This is a genomic window from Lelliottia wanjuensis (genome assembly GCF_030238365.1).
GTDB lineage: Bacteria > Pseudomonadota > Gammaproteobacteria > Enterobacterales > Enterobacteriaceae > Enterobacter > Enterobacter wanjuensis.
Genome location: NZ_JASSOT010000012.1, coordinates 1 through 5,012 on the forward strand (window position 1 = coordinate 1; position 5,012 = coordinate 5,012).

Annotated in this window: 7 protein-coding genes; 4 read left to right on the forward strand and 3 right to left on the reverse strand. The window is 47.8% G+C overall.

Annotation, left to right across the window (positions count from 1 at the left end; genetic code table 11):
• Together QQF33_RS03235 and QQF33_RS03240 are read left to right on the forward strand one after the other, a co-directional pair.
• Nucleotides 1–315, forward strand: a 315-nt coding sequence (locus tag QQF33_RS03235) for a helix-turn-helix domain-containing protein (RefSeq protein WP_350319004.1), incomplete at its 5' end; no start/stop codon positions are given.
• Between the two features lie 522 nt (nucleotides 316–837).
• On the forward strand, nucleotides 838–1,311 hold the full coding sequence (locus QQF33_RS03240; protein WP_285157361.1) for a hypothetical protein: 474 nt from the start codon (nucleotides 838–840) through the stop codon (nucleotides 1,309–1,311).
• Nucleotides 1,312–1,329: 18 nt separating this feature from the next.
• On the opposite strand, the gene QQF33_RS03245 is transcribed toward QQF33_RS03240, so the two are convergent.
• From QQF33_RS03245 to QQF33_RS03255, 3 genes are all read right to left on the reverse strand, one after another.
• Complete coding sequence (locus QQF33_RS03245; protein WP_285157362.1) at nucleotides 1,330–1,707, reverse strand: helix-turn-helix domain-containing protein; 378 nt, start codon at nucleotides 1,705–1,707, stop codon at nucleotides 1,330–1,332.
• Nucleotides 1,708–1,805: 98 nt separating this feature from the next.
• A complete protein-coding gene (locus tag QQF33_RS03250) occupies nucleotides 1,806–2,054 on the reverse strand; it encodes a hypothetical protein (protein ID WP_285157363.1) in 249 nt (82 codons plus the stop codon).
• Nucleotides 2,055–2,751: 697 nt separating this feature from the next.
• Nucleotides 2,752–2,973: a hypothetical protein gene (locus QQF33_RS03255; protein WP_285157364.1), complete on the reverse strand. Its 222-nt coding sequence runs from the start codon at nucleotides 2,971–2,973 to the stop codon at nucleotides 2,752–2,754.
• Nucleotides 2,974–3,031: 58 nt separating this feature from the next.
• Here QQF33_RS03255 and QQF33_RS03260 point away from each other — a divergent pair, with 58 nt between their 5' ends.
• Nucleotides 3,032–3,946, forward strand: a complete 915-nt coding sequence (locus QQF33_RS03260; protein ID WP_285157365.1) for a PDDEXK family nuclease — start codon at nucleotides 3,032–3,034, stop codon at nucleotides 3,944–3,946.
• Nucleotides 3,947–4,579: 633 nt separating this feature from the next.
• Nucleotides 4,580–5,012, forward strand: a 433-nt coding sequence (locus QQF33_RS03265; protein WP_285157366.1) for a recombinase family protein, incomplete at its 3' end; no start/stop codon positions are given.

The following is a 5,012-nucleotide window of genomic DNA, read 5'->3' on the forward strand; positions in this document are numbered from 1 at the left end:
AGCTATCTGCAACTACAATCCGGCAACGATGAGTTCATGCGTTCGATGATGAATGCCATCAACGGGATGATGCTAGATATGCTCGCCGCCATAGCCCGCAAAGACTACACCGACCGCCGTCGTCGCCAAGCTCAGGGCATCGAGAAGGCTAAACAAATGGGGCTCTACAAAGGGCGACTGCCCGATTTGGAAAAGCATGAGCACATTCGGACGCTGATCTCTCAGGGAAACTCGCAAAGAAAGGTGGCTAAGATGCTCTCTTGTGCCGTCGGGACGGTAAGGAATGCACTTAATGCGGAGAAAACAACAGGATGATAGGACGCCAGATGTACAAAAGCCCAAGACAAATGCCTCGGGCTTGAGTACTCTAATCTCGCAGATAGCTGCTAGGACCAGACTTCGACAATCTAATCCTAGCAGCGGAAGCTAGGCTTTGTCACTACTTCCTTAAAACCATACCAACGACGTTAACACATATCTGCACCCTTGAAGCTCAGGTCTAGCCCCGGACTCCGGCAGGATAAACAGGCAAACGGTGGGAACCTAACCAGCACGGGAAAGATGCTGGCTCTACCCCGTCTCGCTGTACGATAACAAGCACCTGATAAAGTGAGCATCAAGGAAGTAGTTGCGGTGACGTGTAATTGCCACGGTCTGGCTCATCACCCACAAAATCTAACTCATAGAGAAGGCCTGACGCTGGTCGCTCCGCTCCCGTTTTCTGGTGTACCCACCACGGGGGCATTAGGCAGCTATTGCTATTTTCTAGTCCGTTACTTGTTGAAACAACGAGCAATACGCCCAATATCAATGGCCCCATAGAAAGAGGATTTCCAGATGTCCGCAAAAGACTCGTTTTTCAAGAAAGTAGAAGATAACTCGAACAATCAAAAAGCTAGCGAAGAAGCCTTCAAGAAAGAAGTCATTGCATTCCAGCAGGATACACAGGCTCTTATCTCAGAGATTAAAAGCTGGTTTGAGGGGTCTGCTATACAAGCGGCCACGTCAACAATGCAAGTGACGGAAGGCAGCGACCGTTTTGAAGTGGCAACGCTGAAATTACAGAATTGCGGTAAAACGCTAACCATTAACCCAGACGGCTTTTCATACTTCGGTATTACTGGCTGCCTGAACGTATCTATCAGTAATCCTAGCCGAGCACCCAGCACATCTAAGTTCTCGCTTCACTGGAAAGACACGGTAAGCAAAATCTCAGGATGGGTGATTGTCTCTGGTGGAAACGGTGCACCAGTTCAACGCATCGAGTTCAATCAAGAAAACTTCTTCACGATGATTTCTTCATTTGCTTGATGATCTCAGGGCTGATAGTCAGCCCTTCATCTTCCTTCTCTCTCTGACCCACTCTAAGACACTCAGTTCTGGTCGCTCTGGGGATGGCAACGCAAGCTGTTCTTGCAGCTCATCAACCTTGCTCGTCAACGAACTAATTTGTTCTCGTAGCTGTGACATTTCAGCCAATAAAAGTGTGACATATTCAGGCTGATTTTCGTGTGATCCAGTGGATACCTGCTCAGGTTCAGGCTGTGACAGAACACCGTAAACCCGCAGCAATTCGCTAGTTTCAATAATCGTATTGTTACCACCCGTCACACTAGCGGAAAGCTTACCAGCCTTGATATGTCGATAGATTGTCCGTCGTGTGACACCTGCTAACTTTGCAGCCTCAGCGACACCGTGACTCGCCATGTGACACCACCAGAATTAATTGAGTGATCGTAAGTGACATGATCACATGGTGTCACACAGGCGTAAACACAGGCAAGTCGTATACGGCATAATTATAATCAGGCAGGCATTATCCCACGGGATAATTCATCAAGCTCACGCTCCAAATCATTGACGACTTGCCGTGGGACCGCAATACGATCTAGTTCATCAAACTCGCCATTAATGATGCAGTTAACAAAATTCTCACTAATATTGAGACCATATTGGGCAAATCTTTGGACAATCGCATCAGGCCTCTGTCCAAGTTGATGCAATTCTTTGATTCTTTTGATGTTGCCTCTGGCAACCATATTTAAAAAACTCATGCTGACGTTCCTCATATTCACTTTTGTTTCTTGCCCTAAAGCAAAGCCATGCAATCAAGAAACAAGATATATGTGGAGCTAAATGGCGTCTAGTCATAGCACTTATCGGAGGCAATATGTACGAGAACTACACGAAGGCTTTGCTCATCTTAGACGTACTGGAACGAACCTGTGAAAAGCTCCAGTTAAACCAACGAATAAAACTGAAATCAGCCCTGACGCGAAAAGGGCTTATGGATGAACCATCTGTGGCTTACCTGATGGATTCACTACGGCCCAAAGAAGCCAAGAGGTTCTGTGTCGCGATGTCGACAATTGAGAGCCATATGGCTCGCTTGAACACAGCAGATAGAATATTTGTCAGTACAGAGGCTCCAGCAACTAAAGGCTTCTACATGGCACACCTCCGTGACCACCCAACCATCATAGAGCTGGCTCGCAGGACGATAATCGGCGATCGACGCTTCACTGACGTTGACCCACAGCTGGTTGACGTTGCATCAAATCTCGCGAGCAGCCCTACATGGTGCGTCAGAGTGCTAATCCCAAGCATCGACCCACGAAAAGCGGCAATCATAATTAGCAAGTTGTCTGCGTTGGTTTTTCGGGCACTAGAACGAATGAAAGGGAAGCCAGCACCACAGCAATACGTAGCCCAACTTCAGCGAATGAGCTACGAATTACAGCAAATGCGATGCTAAAACATGTACCACTCGTTCTGGCTTTGTTTCAGATGATTTCTATCGACCAGTTCGTCTAACGCTGGTCGGTAGTCGTCCCAGTTTGCATTGCCGTCATTGACATACTGATACCAGAACTCGATGACAAACGTTTGTTCCGTAGGGAAATATCCATCACGACAGAATCGCTCTAACTTACCAAATTGTATTTCTTGCCAAATATCATCACTGATACTCATAAAATCCTCCTTAAGGGGTTGTTGTTATTATATTTATGAAAAAAACCAAGGGGGATGCTTGTTACTCAAACCAACAACGATAAGAACAGATGGTCGGACATATGAAGTATTCCTGCCATCCATCATCAGTGAACTACCTGAACGTCATAGCCAAAGACCATCTCAATGGTTCAAGGCAGCACTGAAACGCCTCCTGGGGGCCCCCAGCGATCTGCAAAAAAACTGCACACCAAAGCTTATTTCCGGCGAGTGGGATCACCGTACAAGCTGGATATCGGCATTTGACGCCCTAGCTTTACTTGCCAGCAGCCCTGACAGCTACCAGAACGATGATCTCATCAACGAAATCGAAGACAAAACAGGGGTAAAACTCCCGGTAATGCCAGGAAGAAGCAGGCATGAGGCTATCTTTGGTGGACTACTCAGCGAAACCCTTAAACGCATTTCAGAAACCAGTGGTAGACAGTTCAGCATCATCACGCAAAAGCATTTCAATGGAAGAAAGTACCGCGTCGACTTCGTTGTCACCCTCGAGGGAGCACCAAAACCATACGTAATTGAGTTTGATGAGGTATTCCATGCAGAGAAGCGGCAGCGAGAAAGGGATTTAGAGCGTGACAGATGGTTCAGAAAGCATGAAACAACGCTGAAGCTCATCCGCGTGAAGCACGAACACCAAGACGACTGGCTTAAATGTCTTGAAAGCATCGGCGAACCACGCTCAATCGAACGCTATTATGCCCACTGCATCCGGGTTGCCAGCGAGATCAGGTCAGAAACAGAGCGAGTAATCACCGGAGAATCATCAAAAGCAGCCTACGACCCGGCGAAAAATGGCTGTTCCTGCCTGCTAAAGCACGATAAACGCCGCCTGAAAGAGCTATCTGCCATCATGGAAAAGCTCGATATTCCATTCAGGTCAACCGATCGGCTGTTCGTAACCCGCCGCAGCCCCAGTAAATACGGGCTGTAATTGCAAAAGTTACATGAAAAGTTACAACGAAATGTTGATGCACTGCGATTTTCGGGGTGCTCAAACGTTTAAACGTCTTAAACCCACCTCAACACACTCTTATAGGGAATTATCCCTTATCAATTATTGACTTGCCTTCTGGTTCCCTCCGCGTATTTTCTTCATCGCATTCACTTACGCTACAACCAAACCAGCCATTTCAGCCATGAGATGAAATCTGGCCAAAACTAACCGCATACATCCAGCCAAAAGCCGTATAGCACCAACAAATTCATGAACTACTGGTATCAGAATTACATACCAAACGATATTCACCCATAAAGCACTCACCAGAAGCCACCAGACGCTCCATAAGGCGATGAGTGGCATATTCACACCCAAATCCACACGCACACTACAGAGGCTCTCAAAATGCGATTCATGACGTTATTCAGGCATGCACTAATGGCAGCAGCAACGGCCTTCCTTGCCGCCATCATCGACGGGCTATCAAGCACTATCTGACCAGTTCACTATGGGTATACCTCAGCTATAGCGGCCTGACCCACTCAAAAAACGGTACATTTAGACCCCGCCGATAACTCAAAATGCACCACCACCATAGTGACACACCAAAATGACACAGAGGACGATATGAGGACTTACGCTTACTTGCGGGCATCCACAGCTGAACAAGATGCTGCCCGGGCATCACAATCACTGAACGTATTCGCGGAAGAACACGGGCTAACCATCGCTGCAAACTTCATCGAGAACGTATCCGGTGCATCACTACAGCGTCCTGAACTATTCCGGCTTCTGGCTGTGGCTCAGGCTGGTGACATTCTGCTGGTTGAACAAATCGACCGTCTCAGCCGCCTCGATGCTGACGATTGGGAACGCCTCAGAGGCGTAATCCAGAGCAAGGGAATCAGGATAGTCGCTCTGGATCTGCCAACCAGCTATCTGCAACTACAATCCGGCAACGATGAGTTCATGCGTTCGATGATGAATGCCATCAACGGGATGATGCTAGATATGCTCGCCGCCATAGCCCGCAAAGACTACACCGACCGCCGTCGTCGCC